This window comes from Kribbella sp. NPDC054772 (assembly GCF_053611945.1).
Map to the genome: position 1 here is coordinate 152,143 of NZ_JBSHBJ010000016.1, position 23,218 is coordinate 175,360.

The window sequence follows — 23,218 nt, forward strand, 5'->3', positions numbered from 1 at the left end:
AAAGGCAGCCGATGCGGGACACGCACCCCGAGCTCTCCGTCGTCGTACCGATGTACGACGAGGAGGAGGTGCTGCCGATCTTCTTCGACCGCATGCATCCGCTGCTCGACGGCCTGGGGATCACCTACGAGCTGCTGGTCGTCGACGACGGCAGCCGCGATCGCACCGCGGCACTGCTCCTCGACGCCGCCAAGGACTGGCCGCAGCTCCGGGTCGTCCGCCTGCTCCGCAACAGCGGTCACCAAGCCGCCCAGTCCGCCGGTTTCCGCCGCGCTCGCGGCCGGTACGTCGTCACGATCGACGCCGACCTGCAGGATCCGCCGGAGGTCATCGCCGAGTTCCTCCAGACCGTCCGCGAGCAGGACGTCGACGTCGTGTACGGCGTCCGCTCGGACCGCTCGAGTGATTCGTGGGCGAAGCGCACCACGGCCCGGCTGTACTACCGGTTGATGAGCCGGCTGGTCGGCAAGGACATCCCGTTCGACGCCGCGGACTTCCGCCTCGTCACGCGCCGCGTGGTCGACGCGGTGAACGCCTTGCCCGACGACGGCCGCGTCTTCCGCCTGGTGATCCCGTGGCTGGGGTTCCCGAGCACCGAGGTGCGGTACGTCCGGGCGGAGCGGGCCGCCGGATCGACGAAGTACAGCGTGTCGAAGATGGTGCGGCTGGCGTTCGACAGTGTGACCGCGTTCTCGGCGGCGCCGCTGCGGTTGGCGACCTGGCTTGGGCTGCTCGGTGGCGCGATGTCCGGGCTGTTCGTTGTCGGCGCGCTGGTGATCAAGCTGACCGGCCGGAGCATCCCCGGCTGGACGTCGACCGTTCTCGCGGTCAGTGTGATCGGCGCGATCCAGTTGCTCTGCCTCGGTCTGCTCGGTGAGTACGTCGCCCGCTTGTTCCAGTCGAGTCAGCGCCGGCCGCAGTTCCTGGTCGGGTACGACAGTCTCGTGGATCACGGACATCCGGAGCCGCTGCACGAGCGGGCCGCAGGGGATCCTGCATCCTCTGAGAGATGAGGAGGAACGCCCCGTGGCTGCTGCCGATCCTGGTGGCGGCCGGTGGGTTCGCATCGCTCGGCGACGTCGGGTTCGGCCCCGTCGTCAAGTACGCCGTGTACTTCGCGGCAGCGATCGCTCTTCCCGGCACGCTGCTGCTCCGGGCCGCGTGGCGCAGTACCGGTAACTGGGCCGAGGATCTCGGGCTCGGGGCGGTCGTCGGCGCGACCTGGCAGCTGATCGGCTGGGCGATCTTCACCGCGCTCGGGTGGCAACGCTGGCTGATCGTCTGGCCGGCGCTGATCCTGATCGGGTTCGCGGTCGCCGGCCGGAAGTACTTCCGGATCGCCGAGCCCCGGCCGCTGCCGTTCGCGTGGACGCTCGGGTTGGCGGTGTCGGCGGCCGTGATGGTCGGCGCGACCACGTTCGGCGTGATGGCGTACCACCCGATGCCGCCGAACGGCGAGGCGTACTACCCCGACCTGCTGTACCACCTGTCGATGGTGAACGAGCTGACCCGCTCGATGTCGCCGGACATCCCGCAGGTGGTGGGGGAGCGGCTCGAGTATCACTGGTTCGCCAACGCCGACATGGCATCGACGGTGGACGTCACCCGGCTGACCCCGATGGTCGTGCTGTTCCGGCTGTGGGTGCTGCCCTGGCTGGTCGTCACGCTGCTCGTCTGCGCGACCCTCGCCCGAACGGTGAGCCGCACGTGGTGGACCGGCGTACTCGCGGCTCTCGCGCTGGCCGCGCCGCAGCTGTTCCTGCTGGTCGACACGAGTGTGAATCTCGCGCCGCCGGTCAGTCTGCTGAGCCCGTCGCAGACCTTCGGGATGGTCGCGGCGGTCGCCGTCTCGGTGTTCCTGATCGAGTTGCTGTTCAAGGACGGCCCTCGGTCCCTGTGGCTGCTCACCGTTCCGGTCGCGATCGTGGGCGGCGGCTCGAAGCCGACCGTGTTGCCGTTGCTGGTCGCCGCGGTCGGTCTCGCGGCGGTCTACCTGCTCGTCACCACCCGGCGCTTGCCATGGAAATTGATCGGTACGACGGCGGTGCTGGTGATCGTCGGCGCGATCACGTTCCTGACCGTTGCGGGCAGCACCAACGGGTCACGCCTGCAGTTCCTCGCCGTCCTGAAGTCGCTGCCCGTCTACAGCGCGGCGACCGGCGATCGAACGCCGCCGGGTGATGGTGGGCTGATCCTCCCGGCACTCGCGCACGGCGAGGTCATCGGCACACTCAGCCTGTTGCTCGGACTGCTGCTGACCATCCAGGCGATGTCCTGGGCAGGATTCGGCGTGATCGGACACAAGGACCCCGTGGCCTGGTTTCTGCTCGGCGCGATGATCGCGGGCTGGGCCGGGTACCTGCTGATCGACCATCCGTCGGTGAGCGAGTCGTACTTCGCCTACACCGCGGCCCCGTTCAGCCTGGCCGGCGCCGGCTGGTTCGCAGCGTCCAGCGCCCGCGCGTCCGGCCGTCCGATCCCGATCGCGATCGCCGCCTTCGTGCTGTCGATCGGGTACGCCGGTCTGCTCGTCTGGGCCCGTGGCGTCCCGGCCGCGTCGACCGGTCGCCAACTGTGGTTGAGCACCCGGATGCTTCTGGTCGTCCTCGGGATCACGCTGTTCCTGCTGCTCGTATGGCGACTCACGTTGCGGCAGGCGGGTGGCGGCATGTTCGTCGTACTCGTGCTGCTGTCGACCGCGCCGATCAGTTCGTTCCTGCAGGGTGCGCTGCATGGTGACACCGAGAAGGCGCCGACGTACCGGGCGGCGCGTTGGTGGGTGTACCCGGACGAGGCAGAGGCAGCGTTGTGGCTCGGGCAGAACTCCAAGCCGACCGATGTGGTCGCGACGAACACGTGGTGCCGCCCGGCCGGTCCGCCGAAACCCGGCTGCGACGCCCGCGGGTACCTCGTCAGCGGGATCGCCGGCCGCCGCGCGCTGATCGAGGGCTGGGCGTACACGAACCAGGCGATGGCCGCGCAAGGCAACGGCGGCCGCCGCTACACCGAGCAGCCGTCACCGTGGCCGGACCGCGTCGCGCTGACCGAGCAGGCCCTCACCGCCCCGAGTCCCGACGTACTGCATCGACTGCGCACCGAGTACGGCGTCCGCTGGCTGTACGCCGACACGCGCAACGGTCCCGTTTCCGCGGAGCTCGATCGGCTCGCCGACCGCCGACACAGTATCGGCCGGGTCCGGATCTACGACCTCGGAGAGTGATTCTCCCGTAACATCGAGTCGGCGTAGTCCGTTACGTCTACGCAGGCCCGCCCGCCACGCGGCCGATGCAATGCACGTGACTGAGTACAGAAATGTGCGCAGTGATTGCTCGGGAGGGCTGGGAGACATGCGGGCAACCCGACCGGGGCTGGCGATTCTTGTGGCGCTCGGCCTGATGGGCGCCGTCCCGGCGCATGCCTATCAGGTGCCGACGGCACCGTTCAGCGACTCGGCGACCACGGTGATGCCGGGCTCGGGGCTGCGGCAGACGATCACGGTGACCGGGAAGACCGAGCTCGGCGACCCGACGACCGCCGGCTTCCGCGGGCTCGGCCCGACGACCTATCAACCGGCGATCGCGAAGAGCACCCCGGTCCAGGACGTGGTGGTGAGCACCGGCGACTGCGCGTCCTCCGGCGGCTGCGGTGACCGCGGCACGGTGACGATCGCGTTCTCCCAACCGGTCCGCAACCCGGTGCTGCACCTCGGTGGCATTGGTGGCTCGGTCACCCGGACCGTCAGCGGCCGCACGACCGCGCAGTCCGAGCTGCACTCGATCCTCACGCTGACCACGCCCGGCCTGAGCCTCACGAAGCTTGGCCAGGGCAACAACCTCGCGGTCACCAGCGACACGGTCACCGCGGCCAATCACGACGCCGGTCCGAACTGCGTGAACATGAAGTCGCCGTCCGGGCTCGACACCACGGCGACCGCCGCCTGTGGATCGGTCCGGGTGAACGGCGTCGTCACCGAGGTCACGTTCGACGTCGCGGCTCAGTTCACCAAACACCCGAAACTCCCAGCGCTGAACAACGGCTCGTCCGGCGACGCGTTTTCGATCGTCGCGACCGCTCCCGAGGATTTCGGTGACGCGCCGGCGTCGTACGGCGCGGCGTGGTCGGCGGTGAGCGACGTACAGCTCGGTGAGGACGTCACCGAGGACAACGCCGCGGTCGCGAACGGCACCGCGGGGCCGGTGACGCCGGATCAAGGCGACGACGGTGTGGTGTTCAAGCCGGTGCGCACGAACCAGACGACGTACACGGCCGACCTGCAGCTCGCCGGTACGTCGAAGGCGGGACGAGCGTGCGCGTGGATCGACTTCAACGTCAACGGCACCTTCGAGCCGGGCGAGCGAGCCTGCGCACCGTTCGCCGCGAAGCAGACCACGGTCACGCTGCGCTGGGCGGAGCTCGCGCCCAAGGCCGGAGCGTCGTACGCGCGGGTGCGAGTGGGCTACACCGAGGCGCAGGTGGAGAAACCGACCGGTGCCGCGGATGCGGGCGAGGTCGAGGACTACTCGTTCGCGATCACGCCGCCGCCTCCGCCGGTGCTGACCGACGACACCGCGACAGCTGGATTCGACACCGCTCTCGTCGTCCCGGTGCTCGCCAACGACAAGCCGGGCGATCCCGGTACGCCGCTCACGCCCGCGACCCTGTGCCTCGTCGCCGATGGCGACTGCGTCGAGATGGTGAACGTCGTCGGCCAGGCGAAGTATGTCGCCAGATCCGACGGCACGATCCGCGTCGAGCCGATCCCCGGCTTCGTCGGCCCGGCGAAGCCGGTCACGTACCGGGTCGCCGACAGCAACGGCGTCACCGCCACCGCGAAGCTGACCGTCACGGTCTCGCTGCCCGACCACCCGGTCGCCGGCGCCGACACCGCGACGACCCCGCAGAACGTGAGCGTGGCCGTCACGCCGCTGGCCAACGACCGCGCGGCCCCGGGCGTGCGGTTCGTGCCCGGATCCGTCGTACTCCGCGATCCCGCCGACGCGACGTTCAAGAAGACGGTGACGATCCCCGGCGAGGGCCAGTACGTCGTGAAGCCGAACGGCAACGTCGACTTCGTCCCGAAGCCGCAGTTCACCGGCGTCGGTACCTCGATCGGCTACCGCGTCACCGACACCACCCGCCAGACCGCCGAGTCGACGCTGACCGTTACGGTCACGCCGGTGACGCCGACCGCGAACGGTGACTCGGTCTCGACCGCGTTCGACACCGATGCCGTCGTACCCGTGCTCGACAACGACCTGCCGGGATCGCCGGACGCACCGCTCGTCCCGGGCACGTTGCGGCTCGTCGACCCGGTCAGCAAGGAACTCGTCGACAAGGTGACCGTCGCCCAGCAGGGCACGTACGTGGTGTCCGAGGGCAAGGTGACGTTCCAGCCGCTGCACGGCTTCACCGGTGTCGGTACGCCGGTGACCTACCAGGTGCTCGACAAGAACGGTACGGCGGCGCGCGCCGAGCTCACCGTCTCGGTCGACGCCCCCGGCCCGCCGGTCGCGAACCCGGACACGGTCGCGACCCTGCAAGGTCGGTCGGTGGTCGTCGCGGTCCTGGACAACGACAAGCCGGGACCGACCGGCGCCGCGTTGACGCCAGGGAGCGTGCGGCTGATCTCCGACGCGGATCCGGTCACCACTCTGGCCGTGCCCGGGCAGGGCAAGTACTCGGTGAAGCCGGACGGCCGAGTGCTGTTCGAGCCGCTGCCGGCGTTCAGCGGTGCCGCGACCGCGGTCGGCTATCAGGTTGCCGACAGCAACGGCGCGATGGGGAAGTCGACGCTGACCGCGCGCGTGACGAAGGTCCAGCCGGATGCGTCCGACGACACCGCGGGTACGGCGTACGACACCGGCGTGACCGTGGCGGTGCTGGCGAACGACGACCCGGGTGATCCGTCGGTGCCGCTGGTGCCGAGCAGCGTGCGGCTGATCGACCCGGTCACGAAGCTCCCGACGACCACGCTCGTGGTGGCCGGCCAGGCGACGTACACCGGGACGGCCGAGGGGACGATCGCCGTCGATCCGCTGCCCAAGTTCACCGGCCCGGCGACGCCCGTCGGCTACCGCGTCGCGGACGTGAACGGTACGACGACCACGGCGACCTTGACCGTCTCGGTCGCCAAGCCGCCCGCGCCGAGCGCGACCCCGGACACCGCCACTGGCAAACAGAACCTCCTGCTGCGCGTGAATCCGCTGGCCAACGACACCGCGGGCCGCGGGACCGGTCTCGATCCGCACAGCCTCAGCCTGGTGGACCCGGCCGACGGGTCGCTGAAGAAGCTGGTGAGGATCCCGGGGCAGGCCGACTACCAGGTCAACGCGGACGGTTCGGTCAGCGTCGACCCGGTGCCCGGCTTCACGGGTACGGCGACCAAGGTGACGTATCAGGTCGCCGACCTGTTCGGTCAAACCGCGCGGTCGACGATCACGGTCACGATCACGCCGATCACCCCGAGCGCGGCCGACGACACCGCGCGGACGCCGTACGCGAAACCGGTCGTGGTGAAGGTGCTGGCGAACGACAAGCCGGGCGACGCGTCGGCGCCGCTGGTGCCGAGCAGCTTGCGGATCGTGGATCCGGCGGACGGGTTGCCGAAGGCGAGCGTGACGATCCCGAACGAGGGCGTGTACGCCGCATCCGGGGGAGCGGTCCGCTTCGCTCCGGGCGCGACGTTCCGCGGTCCCGGTACGCCGCTGACGTACCGGGTGGCCGACAGCAACGGGACTGCGACGACCGCTCGCCTGACAGTCACGGTCGGGCAGCCGCCGGTCGCGGTCGCGGATAGTGCCTCGACCCTGCAGAACGTGACCGTCACGGTGAACGTGCTGTCCAACGACCGGCCGGGGACGGACGCGAAGCTCGATCGTGGATCGGTCGAGTTGCTGATCCCCTCCGGGTTCGCCAAGAAGGTGACCGTGCCCAGACAGGGCACCTACAGCGTGCTGCCGAGCGGTTCGATCGCGTTCGATCCGCTGCCCGCGTTCCGTGGGAAGGCGCTTCCGGTCGGCTATCGGGTCGCCGACTCGGACGGCAACCACGCTGCCTCAGTGCTGACGATGACCGTGACTCCGGTCAGTCCCGTCGCGGTCGACGACTCGGCGATCACGTCGTACGGCCATGCGGTCTCGGTGAATGTACTGGCGAACGACAAGCCGGGCGATGCGTCGGCGCCGCTGGTGCCGGCGAGCCTCGTGCTGAAGGACGCGAGCGGTGACTACGGCAAGACGATGACGCAGGCGGGCGAGGGGACGTACCGGGTTGGCGACGGCACGGTCAGCTTCACGCCGGCGAAGGGGTTCCAGGGCGTGACGACGCCGGCGACGTACCGGATCGGGGACCGCAACGGGACCACCGCCGAAGGCAAGTTGTTGTTGACGGTCGGCAAGGGGCCGTCGGCGGTAGCGGATCCGGTGACCACGAAGCAGAACGTGACGGTCATGGTCGATCCGCTCGCCAACGACGAACCGGGGACCGGCGCGCAGCTCGACCGGACCTCGGTGCGGATCTACGGCGCGACCTGGGGCGAGAAAGTCGTGGTTCCCGGGCGGGGCGTGTTCTCGGTGAAGGCCGGCAAGATCACGTTCGATCCCGAGCCGGCGTACCGCGGTGTGGTCTCGGTCGCCTATCAGGTCACCGACACGACCGGGAACACGGCGGGCGCTTCGGTGACGGTCACCGTCGCAGCGATCACGCCTGTCATCGCGGACGACACCGCGACGACGCCGTACGAGACCGCGGTGACGGTCGACGTACTGGCGAACGACAAGGCCGGTGACGCGACGGCGCCGCTGGTCGTGGGCGGTGTCCGGCTGACCGACCCGCTGACCGGGGATCCGTCGGCGTCGCTCGTCGTGCCGGGGGAGGGGACGTTCACGGTGCAGCCGACCGGTGCGATCCGCTTCGCGCCGGTGGACGGGTTCGTGGGCGCAGCGGTCCCGGTCGGCTATCAGGTTGCCGACCGCAACGGCACGGTCGGCACGGGCACGTTGGTGATCACGGCGCAGGCCCGTCCGGTCGCGCTGCCCGACGAGGCCCGGACCAAGCAGCACGTCGCGGTCACGATCGACCCACTCGCGAACGACAAGCCGGGCCCGAGCGCCACACTCGACCCGGCGTCGCTGCTGCTGGTCGATCCGGACGGCGCGCTCGTCGACCAGGTGACGGTCGCCGGTCAGGGCACGTACGGCGTCGCCGCGGGCAAGGTCACGTTCAGCCCGGTCGCGACCTTCACAGGAACCACGCGACCGGCGGCGTACCAGGTCAAGGACAGCCATCGGAACGCAGCGCGCGCGACCATCACCGTCACGGTCGTGCCGGTCCGTCCGGTCGTCGTCGACGACAGCGCCGACACGGCCTTCGGTACGGCGGTTGTCGTGACCGTGCTCGGCAACGACAAACCCGGTGACCCGTCCGCACCGCTGCGCCCGAATTCCGTCGTACTGCGGGATCCGGTCGACGGCAAGGAGAAGCGTTCCGTGACCGTGCCGAAGGAAGGCACGGTCGCGGCCGGCGCCGACGGCGCGATCACGTACACCCCGGCGAAGGACTTCATCGGTACGACGCGTGCGGTGTCCTATCGGGTCACCGACGCGAACGGTACGTCGGACACCGCGCTGCTCGACGTGACGGTCGCCGGACCGCTGCTCGCCAGGGCGGCACCGGACGCGGCGACCGGGACGCCGGGCAACCCGGTCGCGGTCAATCCCCTGCTCAACGACAGCGGTGCGATCCGGCCCAGCTCGGTCTGCCTCCGAACCGCGACCGGGAACTGCGCGAAGAACGTCACCGACGGATCGGGTACCTGGTCGGTCGGCACCGACGGCACGGTCACGCTCAAGCCGGCGGCCGCCTTCACCGGCACCGCGAAGGTCACCTACGAGCGGACCGACGAGACAGGCGAGACGGTCACCGCGCCGGTGAAGTTCACCGTCGGCGCGGCACCGGCCGAGAACCTCCGCACGGTCAACCGCGCCGAACTCCCACCGACCGGCGGCCCGCCCGCCGTCCTGCTGACCGTCGGCATCCTTCTGGCCGCCCTCGGCGCGACGCTGGTCGCCCTGGCCCGGCGCCGACGGTGATCCGCCAGGCCATCACAATCGCGCTCGGGCCGGCGCACCCCGCCTGCGCCGAGCCGAGCGCGAGGATTGTGATGGCCTACAGGTCCATCACCAGCATGAGTTCGTCGCGGTAGTCGTCGGGAGCGACGCGGACCGAGCGCGGATGGGTGCCGACGATGCGGTAGCCGAGCGGGCCGTAGAAGTTCTCCAGGCCGAGCCCGCCACGGATCGTGAGTTGCAGTTGCTCGAGACCGAGGTCGACGGCCGAACCACGCAGCCCCTCCATCAACATCCGCCCGGCGCCGCGGCCCTGGAGCTCGGGGTGGACCATCACCCGCAGCACCGTGCGCCAGTGCTCCTGCAGACCGCTGCCGCGACTCACCAGCATGCCCATCCCGACGTACTGCTCACCGGTGTGCAGGACACCGAGCACGTCGAGGCCGGCGCCGACCCGGCCGAGCGCGCCGTCCAGGTTCTCGGCGATCTTCCCGACCGGCGCCGGCGCGGTGTACCCGACCGCTCCGCCGGCGTTCGTGGCCGCGACCCAGGTGTCGAGCAGGTCCGCCCGCAGGCCTGGGTCGAGTGCCTCGTCCGGTTCCATCTCCAGGTACTTCACCGCACCTCCATCTGCGACTGAGTTGCAGATAGTCTACGGCTCCAGGGCATGCAGCGGGGGTACGGTTCCGAGCTTTTCCGGGTTCCGGATCAGGTACATGTCGGTGATCAGGCCGTCGGTGCTGTGCAGGAACGCCACGGTGTCCGGCTGGTCGTCGAAGTACGCGACGTAGGCCAGTTCGTCGTTCAGCGTCGCCATCCGGATCTCGAACCCCGGGTTGTCTGCGAGCACCGCGAACAGCCAGCGGGCGATCTTCTCGGCGCCGTGGATCGGCCGCAGCGCCGCCTTCTTCTTGCCGCCGCCGTCACTGATCAGTACGGCGTCCGGCGCGAGCAGCGCGACCACCTGGTCGAAGTCGCCCGATCCCGCCGCGCGCATGAACTGCATCGTCAGCTCGTCGTGCCGGGCCTTGTCGACGCGGTGCCGTGGCTGCCGGGCGTGCACGTGTTCGCGGGCCCGGTGCGCGAGCTGCCGGACCGCGGACTCCGAGCGGCCGAGCGTGTCCGCGATCTCGCCGTACGGGAGATCGAAGACCTCGCGGAGGACGAAGGTCGCGCGCTCGAGTGGGGAGAGGGTCTCGAGGACGACGAGCATCGCCATACTCACCGAGTCGGCCATCTCGACCGCGGCGGCCGGGTCGTCGTCCGACGCGAGCATCGGTTCCGGCAGCCACGGGCCGACGTACTGCTCCCGCCGGGCCTTCTGTTCGCGGAGCCGGTTGAGCGCCAGCCGGGTGGTGATCCGGATCAGGTACGCGCGCGGGTCGCGGATGTCCTCGTGATCGATCGCGGCCCAGCGCAGCCACGCCTCCTGGACCACGTCCTCCGCGTCGCTCACACTCCCGACCACCCGGTACGCCGCTCCGACGAGGACGGACCGGTGCTCGGCGAACTCCCGAGCCAGCTGGTCCTCGCTCACTGCACCGGCCTGAGTTCGCAGTACTCCTTGTACCCCTGGCTGGTGAGTCCGACGGCGGCGTTCATCCGGGAGCGGAAGTTCTCCAGCGCGGCGACTGCGGTCAGCTCGACGAGCTGCTCGTCGGTGAGGTCCCGGCGCAGGCGCTCGACCTGTTCGTCGGTCACGGTCGGCGGTGTCGCCGTCATCGCCTCGGTGTACTCCATCACGGCGCGCTCCAGATCTGTGTAGGCGTCGCTGTCCCGCCACCTTGGCACATCGTGCAGTTTCGCCGGGTCGATGCCTTGGTGGTGGAACTCCCAGTATCCGAAGTCCATGCACCAGCTGCACCCGATCTCGGCCGACGCCACCATCACGCTGAGCGCCTTCAGTTCCGGGTAGAGCGCCTTCCAGCGGCCCGCCGTACCTTCCAGCAGGCCCACCGACAGCAGCACCTGCCGGTTGTGCAGCCCGACCTTCACCGGGTCCGGCACCTTCCGGAACTTCCGCCGGCTGATCCACTCCACGATCCGCACCGTCCAGGTCCGGCGGTGCTCGAGCCCGATCCGCGTCATCTCGTCCTCCAGAGTTCGTCGTCGTACCCCTGGACACGCGTCGCCGACCACCATGTGACATGACCCGCGTCACACGCGGTTCTGGTGTGAATGAATGGGTATGGAGGGGGCGGGACACCCGGCTGGTTGGATATTCATTCGGTTAGTGGCATACTCATTCACATGAGCGTGAAGGTGGCGGTGGCCGGAGCCAGTGGGTACGCGGGAGGCGAGCTGCTCCGGTTGCTGAGCAGCCACCCCGAGGTGGAGATCGGCGCCCTCACCGCCGGCGGGAACGCCGGGACGGCGCTCGGCGCGCATCACCCGCACCTCGTGCCGCTGGCCGGGCGCATCCTGGTCGAGACCACGGCGGAGACGCTGGCCGGTCACGACGTGGTGTTCCTGGCGCTGCCGCACGGACAGTCCGCCGGAATCGCCGAGCAGCTCGGCGAGGACGTCACCGTGATCGACTGCGGCGCGGACTTCCGGCTGACCGAGGCCGAGGCGTGGGTCGAGTTCTACGGTGGTGAGTACGCCGGCTCGTGGCCGTACGGGCTCCCGGAGCTCCCCGGTCAGCGGGAGAAGCTCCGCGGGTCGAACCGAGTCGCCGTGCCGGGTTGTTACCCCACCGTCTCCACGCTCGCGCTGCTCCCCGCCGTACAGCAGGGGCTCGTCGATCCCACGCAGCTCGTGGTGGTCGCCGTCAGCGGTACGTCGGGCGCGGGCAAGGCACCGAAGGCTCACCTGCTCGGCGCCGAGGTCATGGGGTCCGCGTCGGCGTACGGCGTCGGTGGAGTGCACCGTCATACGCCGGAGATCGAGCAGAACCTCACGCCGTACGCCGACCAGCCGGTGAGCGTCTCGTTCACGCCGGTGCTCGCGCCGATGGCTCGCGGGATCCTCGCCACCTGCAGCTCACCGGTTGCCGAGGGCACCGACTACGCCGCGCTCCGGAAGGCGTACGAGGACGCGTACGCGAGCGAGCCGTTCATCCACCTACTGCCCGAGGGACAGTGGCCGCAGACGCAGGCCACCCTCGGCGCGAACACCGTTCAGCTCCAGGTCGCCCTGGACCAGCGCACCGGCCGCGCCGTCATCGTGGCCGCGATGGACAACCTCACCAAGGGCACCGCCGGCGCCGCCGTGCAGTGCATGAACCTGGCCACCGGTCTCGACGAGACCCTGGCCCTGCCCCTCGTAGGAGTAGCCCCGTGACCGTCGCCGTCACACCGGACACTCAAGTCGATCGGAGCGCCGGGGTCACCGCGCCGGCGGGTTTCCGCGCGGCCGGAGTGATCGCCGGAATCAAACCAGCCGGTACGCCGGACCTCACCGTCGTGGTCAACGACGGACCGCACGACGTCGCCGCCGGCGTCTTCACCACCAACAAGGTGAAGGCCGCGCCGGTGCTCTGGTCGCAGCAGGTCCTGACCGCCGGAAAACTCAAGGCCGTCGTCCTGAACTCCGGCGGTGCGAACGCCTGCACCGGACCGGAGGGTTTCCAGGACACCCACAAGACCGCGGAGAAGCTCGCCGAGGTGCTCGGTGTCGGCGCCGCGGAGATCGGCGTCTGCTCCACCGGCCTGATCGGTGAACGGCTTCCCATGGAAAAGCTGATTGCGGGGATCGACAAGGCGGTCGCCGCTCTGTCTGGTGGCCCGGAGGCGGGGTTGGCCGCGGCGACCGCGGTGATGACGACCGACAACGTGCCGAAGCAGTCCGCGCTCAAGCACGCCGACGGCTGGAGCATCGGCGGCTTCGCGAAGGGCGCCGGCATGTGCGCGCCGAACATGGCGACGATGCTGAGCGTCCTCACCACCGACGCCGTCCTCGACCAGCCGCACCTCGACCACGCGCTGCGGAACGCGGTCGCCAAGACCTTCAACCGCCTGGACGTCGACGGCGGTACGTCGACCAACGACACGGTGCTGCTGCTCAGTTCGGGCGCATCGGGCGTGACCGTGACTCCGGAGGCCTTCGAGGCCGCGCTGACCGCTCTGGCTGCTGACCTGGTGAAGCAGTTGCAGGCGGACGCCGAGGGTGTCACCAAGCACGTGAGCATCACGGTGCAGGGCGCCGCGACCGAGGCCGAGGCGCTGGCCGCCGCGAAGATCGTTGCCGAGGACAATCTCTGCAAGACCGCGTTCTTCGCCTCCGACCCGAACTGGGGCCGGATCGCGATGGCCGTCGGCAACGCCCCGACCGCGTTCGACCCGGCGCTGCTCGACATCACGCTGAACGGCGCGCAGATCTGCAAGGCCGGCGGCAAGGGCGTCGACCGCTCCGAAGCGGACATCAGCGGTCTGGAAATCGACGTACTCATCGACCTGCACGCCGGCCCGGCGTCGGCGACCGTCCTCACCACGGACCTGTCGCACGCGTACGTCGAAGAGAACTCGGCGTACTCCTCATGACGTACGGCGAAGCGGTCGAGAAGGCCGCCGTACTGACCGAAGCGCTGCCGTGGCTGAAGCAGTTCCACGGCAAGACCGTCGTGGTGAAGTACGGCGGCAACGCGATGGTCGACGAGAAGCTCAAGCAGGCGTTCGCCGAGGACATCGTCTTCCTCCGGTACGCCGGGGTTCGGGTCGTTGTCGTGCACGGGGGCGGACCGCAGATCAGCGAGATGCTCGGCCGGCTCGGCATCGACAGCGAGTTCCGCGGCGGGCTGCGGGTCACCACGCCCGAGGCGATGGACGTCGTCGGCATGGTGCTGGTCGGCAAGGTCGGTCGCGAGCTGGTCGGTCTGCTGAACGCGCACGGCCCGTTCGCGGTCGGCATGTCCGGCGAGGACGCGGGGCTGTTCACCGCAGAGCGGCGTACCGCTCTCGTCGATGGTGAGCACGTCGACATCGGGCTGGTCGGCGACGTGGTCGAGGTCCGGCCGGAGGCGGTGGTCGACCTGATCGACGCGGGCCGGATCCCGGTGGTGTCGACGATCGCGCCGGACGAGGACGGCCAGGCGCACAACGTGAACGCGGACACCGCGGCCGCCGCGCTGGCGTCGGCGCTCGGTGCGGAGAAGCTCGTCGTACTGACCGATGTCGCCGGGCTCTACCGGAACTGGCCGGACAGCGACGACATCATCACCCAGATCGACACCACCGAACTGGCCGAACTGCTGCCGTCGCTCGCGTCCGGCATGGTCCCCAAGATGGAGGCCTGCCTGCGCGCCGTCGAGTCCGGCGTCTCCCGAGCGACCGTCATCGACGGCCGCGTCCCCCATTCCTTGCTGCTCGAGATCTTCACCGATGCCGGAAGCGGAACCCAGGTGATCCCGTCATGACCGAACTAGTCACCGTCGACGGCTCCCAGGCCGCGCTCACCGAGCGGTACTCCGGTGCGCTGATGAACACCTTCGGCGCGCCGAAGCGGGTGCTGGTCCGCGGCGAGGGTGCGTACCTGTGGGACGCCGACGGCAACAAGTACCTCGACCTGCTCGGCGGCCTCGCGGTGAACTGCCTCGGCCACGCGCACCCGTTCGTGGTGTCCGCCGTGACCTCGCAGCTCGCCACCCTCGGCCACGTCTCGAACTTCTTCGCCTCCGCGCCGCAGATCGCGCTGGCCGAGAAACTCCTCAGTCTCTTCGAGGCGCCGGGCAAGGTGTTCTTCACCAACTCCGGCACCGAGGCGAACGAGGCCGCCTTCAAGATCACCCGGCGCACCGGCCGGACCAAGATCGTGTCGACCGTCGGCGCCTTCCACGGACGGTCGATGGGCGCGCTCGCGGTGACCTGGAAACCGGCGTACCGCGAGGCCTTCGCGCCGCTGCCGGGCGACGTCGAGTTCGTCCCGTACGGCGACGTCGCCGCGCTGGCTGCCGCGGTCGACGACGAGACCGCGGCGGTGGTGCTCGAACCGATCCAGGGGGAGAACGGTGTCGTCGTACCGCCGGCCGGGTACCTGCAGGCGGCGCGGCGGATCACGTCGGAGCACGGCGCGCTGCTGTGGATCGACGAGATCCAGACCGGCGTCGGACGGACCGGGACCTGGTTCGCGTACCAGCCCGAGGGCATCGTGCCGGACATCGTGACCCTGGCGAAGGGGCTCGGAGCGGGCATCCCGATCGGTGCCTGCGTCGGACTCGGCGCGGCGGCGGACCTGCTGCAGCCGGGCAACCACGGGACCACGTTCGGTGGCAACCCGGTCGCGGCGATCGCCGGGCTCGCGGTGCTGACGGTGATCGAGCGGGACGGGCTGCTCGCCCAGGTGAATGCCGTCGGCAACCACCTCGCGTCGTCGGTGATCGCGCTCGACCATCCGATGATCACTGGCGTCCGTGGTCGCGGGATGCTGCTGGCGATCGAGCTGGCGGAGCCGGTGTCGGACCAGGTCGCGGCGGCGGCGCTGGAAGCCGGGTTCGTGATCAACAATCCGGTTCCGAACGCGTTGCGGCTGGCGCCGCCGTACATCCTGAGCAAGGCTGATGTGGACAGTTTCGTCGCAGCCCTCCCAGGGCTGCTGGACAAAGCGGGGGCGAAATGAGCGTTAGGCACTTCCTGCGGGACGACGATCTGTCGCCGGTCGAGCAGGACGAAGTACTGACGCTGGCCGCGCAGCTGGCGGGGGATCGGCACGGGCATCAGCCGTTGAGCGGGCCGAAGACCGTCGCGGTGATCTTCGACAAGACGTCGACGCGGACCCGGATCTCGTTCGCGGTCGGGATCGCCGAGCTCGGCGGTTCGCCGCTGATCATCGACGCGCAGAACTCGCAGCTCGGGCGTGGCGAGCCGATCGCGGACACCGCGCGGGTCCTCGACCGCCAGGTTGCGGCGATCGTCTGGCGGACGTTCGGGCAGGCGCGCATCGAGGAGATGGCCGCGGCGTCGTCGGTGCCGGTGATCAATGCGCTGACCGACGAGTTCCACCCGTGCCAGATCCTCGCCGATCTGCAGACCGTGCGACAGCACAAGGGCGCGACCGCCGGGCTGAAGCTGGTGTACCTGGGCGACGGCGCCAACAACATGGCGCACTCCTACCTGCTGGGCGGAGCGACCGCCGGCATGCACGTCGTCGTCGGGTCGCCGGCGGACTACCAGCCGGATCCCGCCATCCTGACGCGCGCCGCCGAGATCGCGGCGACGACCGGGGGATCGGTCGCGTGGACGGCCGACGAGGTTGCCGCGGTCGACGGCGCCGACGTCATCGCCACCGACACCTGGGTGTCGATGGGTCAGGAGGCCGAGGCGGCCGACCGCGAGGCGCCGTTCGTTCCGTACGCCGTGACCGAGCAACTGCTCGCCAAGGCGAAGCCGGATGCGATCGTCCTGCACTGCCTGCCCGCCTATCGTGGCAAGGAGATCGAGGCGGCCGTGATCGACGGTCCGCAGTCGGTCGTCTGGGACGAGGCCGAGAACCGGCTGCACGCGCAGAAGGCGCTGCTGTCGTGGCTGCTGGCAAGGAGCTTTAGCGCATGAGCATCGCCGTACCGACTACCAAGACCGCAAGGCAGCAGCGGATTGTCGATCTGCTCGGTCGGCAGCCGGTGCGGTCGCAGACCGAGCTGGCGGATCTCCTCGCCGCGTCCGGTCTGGTGGTCGGGCAGGCGACACTGTCCCGCGACCTGGTCGAGATCGGTGCGGTGAAGGTCCGCGACGCGTCCGGCCAGCTGGTGTACGCCGTACCGGGTGAAGGTGGTGACCGTACGCCGCGCGCCGGTGAGGCGGCCGCTTTCGAGGCCCGGCTGGCCCGGGTGGCGTCCGAGCTCCTGGTGTCGGCCGAGGGCAGCGCCAACCTGGTGATCCTGCGAACCCCGCCGGGGGCGGCCCAGTACTTCGCGTCGGCGATCGACCACGTGGGTCTGGACGACGTCCTCGGCACCATCGCGGGTGACGACACGGTCATGGTCGTCTCCCGCAACCCCACCGGCGGTGAGGCCCTCGCCGCCCGCTTCCTGTCCCTCGCCGCGCGCGAACCGAAGTAGAGGAGAACGATGAGTTCTGGAGAAAGCGCCGCTCTGTGGGGTGGGCGGTTCGCGGGCGGTCCGGCGGATGCGCTGGCGGCCCTCAGCAAGTCGACGGACTTCGACTGGCGACTGGCGCCGTACGACATCGCCGGGTCGAAGGCGCACGCGAAGGTGCTGCACAAGGCCGGGCTGCTGAGCGACGAGGACCTGGCCGCGATGCTGGCCGGACTCGACGCGCTGCTCGACGACGTACTCGCTGGGAAGTTCCTGCCGGCTGAGGCCGACGAGGATGTGCACACCGCGCTGGAGCACGGGCTGCTCGACCGGCTGGGGCCGGAGCTGGGCGGCCGGCTGCGCGCCGGACGTTCGCGGAACGACCAGGTCGCGACGCTGTTCAAGGCGTACCTGCGCGAGCAGGGCCGGATCATCGCGCGGCTGGTGCTCGAGCAGGTCAGCACGCTGGCGGATCAGGCCGAGCAGCACCTCGGCGTCGCGATGCCGGGGCGGACGCACCTGCAGCACGCGCAGCCGGTGCTGCTCTCGCATCACCTGCTCGCGCATGCCTGGCCGCTGATCCGCGACCTCGACCGGCTCGCCGACTGGGACGCGCGCGTCGCCGCGGATTCGCCGTACGGCTCCGGGGCTCTGGCCGGCAGCTCGCTCGGGCTGGACCCGGTTTTCGTCGCGACCGAGCTGGGCTTCACGAACTCGTCGGCGAACTCGATCGACGGAACGTCGTCGCGGGACTTCGTGGCGGAGTTCGCGTTCGTCACCGCGCAGATCGGGATCGACCTGTCCCGGCAGGCCGAGGAAGTGATCATCTGGGCGACGAAGGAGTTCGGTTTCGTCGAGCTGGACGACGCGTTCTCGACCGGGTCGAGCATCATGCCCCAGAAGAAGAACCCGGACATCGCGGAGCTCGCCCGGGGCAAGTCCGGACGGCTGATCGGGAACCTGAGCGGTCTGCTGGCCACGCTGAAGGCGCAGCCGCTCGCGTACAACCGGGATCTGCAGGAGGACAAGGAGCCGGTCTTCGACTCCATCGACACCCTCCAGGTGCTGCTGCCCGCGTTCACCGGGATGATCCGGACGCTGCGGTTCAACGCCGATCGGCTCGCGGAGCTCGCACCGCAGGGCTTCTCGCTGGCGACCGACATCGCCGAGTGGCTGGTCCGGCAGCAGGTCCCGTTCCGGATCGCGCACGAACTGGCCGGCGCCTGCGTCCAGGAGTGCGAGAAGCGCGGTATCGAGCTGTGGGACCTGACCGACGAGGACCTCGCCGCGATCTCCCCGCACCTCACGCCCGAGGTCCGCTCCGTGCTCACCGTCGAAGGCTCCCTGGCGTCGCGCAACACGCGCGGCGGAACCGCCCAGGACCGCGTCGCCGAACAGGTCAGCGAGCTCCGGGCGCGGGCGGGGGAGTTCAGCGCCCGGCTCGTCTGACCCGTCGTCTAGGGTGCTGCGCATGCCTGTGCGCCGGTCGTTACTCGCTGGTCCCGTGCTGGAGGTGGCCCCGAAGCTGCTCGGCATGGTGCTGCGCAGCACCACGGACGAAGGGACCGTCGCGGTCCGCCTCACCGAGGTCGAGGCGTACGACGGTCCGAACGACCCCGGATCGCACGCGTACCGCGGGGAGACGCCCCGGAACGCGGTGATGTTCGGGCCGGCGGGCTTCCTGTACGTGTACTTCACCTACGGCATGCACTTCTGCATGAACGTCGTGGTCGGCCCCGAAGGCAAACCGTCGGCGGTCCTGCTGCGCGCCGGCGAGGTCATCGAGGGGCTGGATCTCGCCCGCGTCCGCCGTGGTCCGGTGGCCGAGCAGAAGTCCGTCTTCAATCAGGTGAAAGCCGGCGTTCGCCAAGGTCCTGTCGGTAAACGTCCGAAGCCGAACCCGGACCGCGACCTCGCGCGCGGTCCAGCGCGCCTGTGTGTTGCCCTCGGCATCGGACGCGAGGGCAACGGCGTCGACCTGCTGGCCAAGGACTCGCCGGTCCAGCTCGTCGCCGGTCCCGGCTTCGACGGCGAGCCGTCCACCGGTCCCCGCGTCGGCCTGCGCGACGCTGCCGACTGGCCGTGGCGATTCTGGATCCCGGACGATCCGACCGTTTCGCCGTACCGCCCGCACGTCCCGAAGAAGCGTGCCTAGCGGCGGTTCGCCAACTCGAGCACGTAGTCCAGTTGGGGGAGGCCGTGCTCGACCTCGGGATCCGGGAACAGCCCGATGTGGTGCACCCCGGCCGCCTTCAGAGTCTCGAGGTGCGCCGCCGCGTCGTCGAGCGTCCCGATCGCGCCGATCGCCGTCCACCAGTCGGTCGGCATCCCGACCAGGCCGGCCTCGCCCGACTCGTCGTACAACTCCTTCATGTCGTCGAAGAACGGCAGCGCGGTGAGCTGCGGCGGCCGCTCACCGATCCGCCACCCGAGCCACGGCGCGGTCCACTCGTACGCCGCCTTGCGGTCCGGGCGCACGCACATCGCCGCGAACACCGCCACCACGAATCCCTCGGGCGATCCGGCGTACTCCACCGACTGACGCACGTACGGCGCGGTCGCGGGCTCGGCGAGCACCACACCGTCGGCGACCCGGCCGGCCAGCGCCATCGACTTCGGCCCTTGGACTCCGAGCAGGATCGGCGGCACCTGGGCCGGAGGCGCGTCCAGCTTCACCTTGTCGAGGAAGACCGCCTTCCCCTCGAAGCTGACCTCCTCTCCGGCGAGCAGCCGGGTGACGGTCGTGGTGACCTCGTCGAGCGTCGTCAGCGGCGACTTCGGCCGGACGCCCATCTGCCCCATCCACGACTGCACGCCATGGCCGATGCCCGGCAGGAACCGCCCGGGCCCGAGCGCCTCCAAGGTCGCGAACTCCATCGCGGTCACCGCGGCGGTGCGCGCGACCGCGGGCACGATGCCGAGACCGACGGTGAGCCGCTCGGTCGACGTCAGCGCCGCGGACACCAGCGACGGACCGGCGGTGAAGAAGCAGTCCTCGATGATCCACAGCTCGTCCGCACCACCTTGCTCGAGCCGGCGCGCGACATCGGTGACCAGGGCGGCGGGGTAGGTCCGGGGGAAGCACATTCCGAGAGCGCTCATGGGGAGACGTTAGGAGATGGCACCGACAGTTGGTGAACGGGCAGGTCAAAGGTGTCCACGGACCGCGAGGGAGGACGACTAGCGGCCCGTGCGCCGGGTAGGTTTCTGGTATGGCCCGTCCGCACTACGCGTCCCGTCTCGAGGACTGGTTCAACGTCGGGGTGCAGGCGGTGTTACGGCGGCGCGGCTGGCAGGAGCGGATCATCCCGCAGGTCGGGTACGGCAACACCGAGTTCGTTCGTGTGCTCGCGCGCGTAGTGCTCGGCCGGGACCCGCGCAACCAACCGCGCTACGACGAGGACCAGGTGGTCCGTGGCTGGCGCGCGTTCGTCACCGCGCCGGCGACCAAGGTGCCCGTGACGGTCACGGTTGCGGGGGAGACCTTCGACACCGTCACCGACCGCGGCGGGTTCATCGACCTGACCGTGCCGGTGGTGCTGCCGCCGGGGTGGCACGAGATCGCCCTGGGCGTGCACGGTGACCGCAAGGCCCGGGCGCGGATCTTCGTCCCGGATCCGGACGCGACCTTCGGACTGGTCAGCGACATCGACGACACGGTGATCCTGACGATGCTGCCGCGGCCGTTCATCGCGGCATGGAACACGTTCGTCCGCGACGAGCAGGCGCGCCGCGTCGTACCAGGGATGGCAGGTCTGTACGACGAGCTGCTGGCCGACCACCCGGGTGCGCCGATGTTCTATCTGTCGACCGGGGCGTGGAACACCGCGCCGACGCTGACCCGCTTCTTCGCGCGGCACGGGTACCCGCCGGGTCCGTTGCTGATGACGGACTGGGGGCCGACGAACACCGGGTGGTTCCGTAGCGGCCAGGAACACAAGCGGACGGCACTCCGCCGGCTGGCGCGCGAGTTCCCGAACGTCCGCTGGGTGCTGATCGGCGACGACGGCCAGCACGACCCCCAGCTGTACGGCGACTTCGCGCAGAGCCACCCGGATCACGTGCTCGCCATCGGCATCCGCCAGCTGACTCCGGCCGAGCAGGTCCTGTCGCACGGTCTACCGGTCCCGAACGCGGATCCGGGCGCTCACGATCCACACCGGCCGACGGCGGCCACGGTGCAGGGGCCGGACGGACACGCGCTCCGTCCACAGCTCCGTTCGGTCCTCACCCGTCCCGAACCCACCTGAGCCGCAGCACTCCGGCGTACAGGACACTAGTGTCCTGTGTCGGGAGTTCGACGGCGCTTTCGGCGCCCAGGCACGCACCTCGCGGCACTTGGCCAGCGCCCACGATGCTCCGCATCGAGGCCACTGACCAAGCACCGCGATGCACGCACCTGACCACCGAAATCACTCGCCGAACTCCCGACACAGGACACTAGTAGTGACCGACGTACTCGAGGAGAGAACTAGTGACCGAACGCCGCACTCAGGTGCTTGACGACCTGGAGAGCCGTGGCCTGATCGCCCACTCCACCGATCCAGACGCCCTCCGGGCCTCGATGGCAGCTGGACCGATCACCTCCTATGTCGGTTTCGACCCCACCGCGCCCAGCCTGCACATGGGGAACCTGCTGCAGCTGCTGACGCTGCGGCGGCTCCAGCTGGCGGGTCACAACCCGATCGGACTGGTTGGTGGCGCCACCGGGTTGATCGGTGACCCCAAGGAGACGTCGGAGCGCGTGCTGAACGCGAAGGACGTCGTCCACGAGTGGGTCGAGAAGGTCCGCGTCCAGGTGGAGAAGTTCGTCGACTTCGACGAGTCGCTGCCGAACCCGGCGCGGATCGTCAACAACTACGACTGGACCAAGGACCTCAACACGCTCGACTTCCTGCGGGACATCGGGAAGCACTTCCCGGTGAACCGGATGCTTGGTCGCGAGGTGGTGAAGGCGCGACTGGAGCAGGGGATCAGCTACACGGAGTTCAGTTACGTGCTCCTGCAGTCGCTGGACTTCCTCGAGCTGTACCGGCGGCACAACTGCACGCTGCAGACGGGCGGTAGCGACCAGTGGGGGAACCTGACCGCCGGCGTGGAGCTCATCCGGCGTACCGAGCAGGGCAAGGCGCATGCGTTGGCCACACCACTGGTGACCAAGGCGGACGGGACGAAGTTCGGGAAGACGGAGTCCGGGACGGTTTGGCTGGACCCCGCGCTGACGACGCCGTACGCGTTCTACCAGTTCTGGTTCAACAGCGACGACCGCGACGTGATGCAGCTGGTGCGGTTCTACACCTTCCGTACCGCGGAGGAGATGGCTGCGCTGGAGCAGGCGACGGCGGAGCGGCCACAGGCGCGGGAAGCGCAGCGCGTACTGGCGGAAGACGTGACGACCTTGGTCCACGGGGCCGAGGAGACTCGGCGGGTACAGGAGGCGTCGAAGGCGCTGTTCGGCCAGGGGGAGTTGGCGTCACTCGACGGCTCCACCCTCGTGGCGGCGCTGCAGGAAGCACCCCATGTAGAGCTCGGCGCCGGCGAGCCGATGCCGACGTACGGCGACCTGTTGGTGAAGTCGGGGTTGGTGGCGAGCAAGTCAGCTGCCCGGCGCACGGTCGCCGAAGGTGGCGCCTACCTGAACAACGAGAAGGTGAAGGACGCGGAGTACGTGCCGGCCGTGGACGACCTGCTGCCTGGTGGCGTGCTGGTGCTGCGGCGTGGGAAGCGTTCTTTTGCAGGGGTTCTGGCGACACCGACGCAGGGCTGACGGCTTCGGTGTGGGAGTGGCCTCCACTCCCACATCGCGGTTGTCGAAGGCAAATTACAAGCCTGTGATGCTGCCCACCGGGGGCCGATTTGACCGGCAACCTGGGAGCCACGTAATGTTCTTCTTGTTGGAAGCGAGGCGCGGGACGCGAAAGCGGCCGGTCGCTCCAAACCCCCCAAGGCTAGCTCAGCCGGAACGTGTCTTCGGACTCGGGTCGGCCAGCGAGACGCGGGTGGGGATCAGGCAAAACTGGGACTTGACCCGGTGGATCTGATCCGGTAGAGTAACGCAGGTTGCCCCGGGAGCCTGGCTGAAAAGTCAGACTGCGGTGAGCGTCCGATTCTTGAGAACTCAACAGCGTGCCGAAAGTCAATGCCGAAAGATGCATTAACCCCGTCCACAGGCGTTGAACGTCTTCCT

At 69.6% G+C, this 23,218-nt stretch carries 17 protein-coding genes; 13 read left to right on the forward strand and 4 right to left on the reverse strand.

Annotation, left to right across the window (positions count from 1 at the left end; genetic code table 11):
* Positions 1-11: 11 nt before the first annotated feature.
* The 3 genes from ACWGID_RS24580 (at position 12) to ACWGID_RS24590 (ending at position 9,089) form a co-directional block, all read left to right on the forward strand.
* Entirely contained in the window at positions 12-1,013 is a 1,002-nt protein-coding gene (locus tag ACWGID_RS24580) for a glycosyltransferase family 2 protein (protein WP_452200207.1), read from the forward strand.
* The gene (locus tag ACWGID_RS24585) at positions 1,010-3,220 is read left to right on the forward strand and encodes a hypothetical protein (RefSeq protein WP_452200209.1); all 2,211 of its coding nucleotides are present in this window, start codon (positions 1,010-1,012) and stop codon (positions 3,218-3,220) included. The genes ACWGID_RS24580 and ACWGID_RS24585 overlap by 4 nt, the downstream gene beginning before the upstream one ends.
* A 127-nt stretch (positions 3,221-3,347) precedes the next feature.
* Positions 3,348-9,089, forward strand: a complete 5,742-nt coding sequence (locus tag ACWGID_RS24590; RefSeq protein ID WP_452200211.1) for an Ig-like domain-containing protein — start codon at positions 3,348-3,350, stop codon at positions 9,087-9,089.
* Positions 9,090-9,165: 76 nt separating this feature from the next.
* Here ACWGID_RS24590 and ACWGID_RS24595 read toward each other — a convergent pair whose 3' ends face one another.
* The 3 genes from ACWGID_RS24595 to ACWGID_RS24605 are packed head-to-tail and all read right to left on the reverse strand — an operon-like array spanning position 9,166 to position 11,153.
* The gene (locus ACWGID_RS24595) at positions 9,166-9,684 is read right to left on the reverse strand and encodes a GNAT family N-acetyltransferase (RefSeq protein WP_452200213.1); all 519 of its coding nucleotides are present in this window, start codon (positions 9,682-9,684) and stop codon (positions 9,166-9,168) included.
* Between the two features lie 33 nt (positions 9,685-9,717).
* Positions 9,718-10,602: an RNA polymerase sigma-70 factor gene (locus ACWGID_RS24600; protein ID WP_452200215.1), complete on the reverse strand. Its 885-nt coding sequence runs from the start codon at positions 10,600-10,602 to the stop codon at positions 9,718-9,720.
* Positions 10,599-11,153: a carboxymuconolactone decarboxylase family protein gene (locus tag ACWGID_RS24605; RefSeq protein ID WP_452200217.1), complete on the reverse strand. Its 555-nt coding sequence runs from the start codon at positions 11,151-11,153 to the stop codon at positions 10,599-10,601. The genes ACWGID_RS24600 and ACWGID_RS24605 overlap by 4 nt, the downstream gene beginning before the upstream one ends.
* 162 nt (positions 11,154-11,315) lie before the next feature.
* On the opposite strand from ACWGID_RS24605, the gene argC reads away from it, so the two are divergent.
* From argC to ACWGID_RS24645, 8 genes are read left to right on the forward strand one after another with little or no spacing between them, the layout of a single operon-like run.
* Complete coding sequence (gene argC, locus ACWGID_RS24610; protein ID WP_452200219.1) at positions 11,316-12,347, forward strand: N-acetyl-gamma-glutamyl-phosphate reductase; 1,032 nt, start codon at positions 11,316-11,318, stop codon at positions 12,345-12,347.
* Positions 12,344-13,546 (forward strand): bifunctional glutamate N-acetyltransferase/amino-acid acetyltransferase ArgJ, encoded by a 1,203-nt coding sequence (gene argJ, locus ACWGID_RS24615; protein ID WP_452200221.1) that lies wholly within the window; start codon positions 12,344-12,346, stop codon positions 13,544-13,546. Before argC ends, argJ begins: the two co-directional genes overlap by 4 nt.
* The gene (argB, locus tag ACWGID_RS24620) at positions 13,543-14,418 is read left to right on the forward strand and encodes an acetylglutamate kinase (protein ID WP_452200223.1); all 876 of its coding nucleotides are present in this window, start codon (positions 13,543-13,545) and stop codon (positions 14,416-14,418) included. The genes argJ and argB overlap by 4 nt, the downstream gene beginning before the upstream one ends.
* Positions 14,415-15,617, forward strand: a complete 1,203-nt coding sequence (locus tag ACWGID_RS24625) for an acetylornithine transaminase (RefSeq protein ID WP_452200224.1) — start codon at positions 14,415-14,417, stop codon at positions 15,615-15,617. The genes argB and ACWGID_RS24625 overlap by 4 nt, the downstream gene beginning before the upstream one ends.
* Positions 15,614-16,549 carry an ornithine carbamoyltransferase gene (argF, locus tag ACWGID_RS24630; protein WP_452200226.1) on the forward strand — a complete coding sequence of 312 codons (936 nt, stop codon included), beginning with the start codon at positions 15,614-15,616 and terminating at the stop codon, positions 16,547-16,549. The genes ACWGID_RS24625 and argF overlap by 4 nt, the downstream gene beginning before the upstream one ends.
* Positions 16,546-17,055, forward strand: a complete 510-nt coding sequence (locus tag ACWGID_RS24635; RefSeq protein WP_452200228.1) for an arginine repressor — start codon at positions 16,546-16,548, stop codon at positions 17,053-17,055. Before argF ends, ACWGID_RS24635 begins: the two co-directional genes overlap by 4 nt.
* A 9-nt stretch (positions 17,056-17,064) precedes the next feature.
* On the forward strand, positions 17,065-18,480 hold the full coding sequence (argH, locus tag ACWGID_RS24640) for an argininosuccinate lyase (protein WP_452200230.1): 1,416 nt from the start codon (positions 17,065-17,067) through the stop codon (positions 18,478-18,480).
* A gap of 22 nt (positions 18,481-18,502) precedes the next feature.
* Complete coding sequence (locus ACWGID_RS24645; protein ID WP_452200232.1) at positions 18,503-19,186, forward strand: DNA-3-methyladenine glycosylase; 684 nt, start codon at positions 18,503-18,505, stop codon at positions 19,184-19,186.
* Here ACWGID_RS24645 and ACWGID_RS24650 read toward each other — a convergent pair.
* Positions 19,183-20,133: an LLM class flavin-dependent oxidoreductase gene (locus ACWGID_RS24650; protein ID WP_452200234.1), complete on the reverse strand. Its 951-nt coding sequence runs from the start codon at positions 20,131-20,133 to the stop codon at positions 19,183-19,185. The genes ACWGID_RS24645 and ACWGID_RS24650 overlap by 4 nt on opposite strands.
* A 110-nt stretch (positions 20,134-20,243) precedes the next feature.
* On the opposite strand from ACWGID_RS24650, the gene ACWGID_RS24655 reads away from it, so the two are divergent.
* Positions 20,244-21,281, forward strand: coding sequence for an App1 family protein (locus ACWGID_RS24655; RefSeq protein ID WP_452200236.1), 1,038 nt, complete (start codon positions 20,244-20,246; stop codon positions 21,279-21,281).
* 224 nt (positions 21,282-21,505) lie between these two features.
* A complete protein-coding gene (gene tyrS, locus ACWGID_RS24660; protein ID WP_452200238.1) occupies positions 21,506-22,798 on the forward strand; it encodes a tyrosine--tRNA ligase in 1,293 nt (430 codons plus the stop codon).
* Positions 22,799-23,218: the final 420 nt, after the last annotated feature.